Source organism: Klebsiella sp. EMBS2024 (assembly GCF_036233805.1).
Classification (GTDB): domain Bacteria; phylum Pseudomonadota; class Gammaproteobacteria; order Enterobacterales; family Enterobacteriaceae; genus Klebsiella; species Klebsiella pneumoniae.
In genome coordinates, this window is record NZ_JAZARW010000004.1 from 1 (window position 1) to 507 (window position 507).

Genomic DNA, 507 nt, shown 5'->3' on the forward strand with positions numbered 1-507 from the left:
ATTTCAAAAACTCTGCTTACCAGGCGCATTTCGCCCAGGGGATCACCATAATAAAATGCTGAGGCCTGGCCTTTGCGTAGTGCACGCATCACCTCAATACCTTTGATGGTGGCGTAAGCCGTCTTCATGGATTTAAATCCCAGCGTGGCGCCGATTATCCGTTTCAGTTTGCCATGATCGCATTCAATCACGTTGTTCCGGTACTTAATCTGTCGGTGTTCAACGTCAGACGGGCACCGGCCTTCGCGTTTGAGCAGAGCAAGCGCGCGACCATAGGCGGGCGCTTTATCCGTGTTGATGAATCGCGGGATCTGCCACTTCTTCACGTTGTTGAGGATTTTACCCAGAAACCGGTATGCAGCTTTGCTGTTACGACGGGAGGAGAGATAAAAATCGACAGTGNGGCCCCGGCTGTCGACGGCCCGGTACAGATACGCCCAGCGGCCATTGACCTTCACGTAGGTTTCATCCATGTGCCACGGGCAAAGATCGGAAGGGTTACGCCAG

Annotated in this window: 1 protein-coding gene (only partly in view); it reads right to left on the reverse strand. The window is 53.4% G+C overall.

Features of this window, described 5'->3' with window-relative positions; genetic code table 11:
- Positions 1–507, reverse strand: part of the annotated coding region (locus tag VZP09_RS24715; RefSeq protein ID WP_328795536.1) for an IS6 family transposase (this coding region is incomplete at both ends). 119 nt of the annotated region lie beyond the right edge of the window; 507 of its 626 annotated nt are in view.